Annotated in this window: 1 pseudogene; it reads left to right on the top strand. The window is 66.7% G+C overall.

Annotation, left to right across the window (positions count from 1 at the left end):
- A pseudogene (locus ACLJNW_RS26035) lies at positions 1-261 on the top strand (histidinol-phosphate aminotransferase); the annotation flags it as partial.

The raw sequence follows: 261 nt of genomic DNA on the forward strand, positions 1-261 counted from the left end.
GCCGGTGGACGAACTGGCCCGCGAGCTGGGCATCGACCCTGCGGCGATCGTCAAGCTCGCCAGCAACGAGAACCCGCTGGGTGCGAGCCCAAAGGCGCTGGAGGCTATCCGCGCCGAACTGGCGGAACTGACCCGTTATCCTGACGGCAACGGTTTCGAACTCAAGCGCAAGCTGGCCGAGCGTTGCGCGGTGGATGCGGCGCAGGTGACCCTGGGCAACGGCTCCAACGACATTCTCGACCTGGTCGCCCGTGCCTACCT

This window comes from Salmonella sp. SAL4457, from assembly GCF_046548235.1.
Taxonomy (GTDB): Bacteria; Pseudomonadota; Gammaproteobacteria; order Enterobacterales; family Enterobacteriaceae; genus Salmonella; species Salmonella enterica.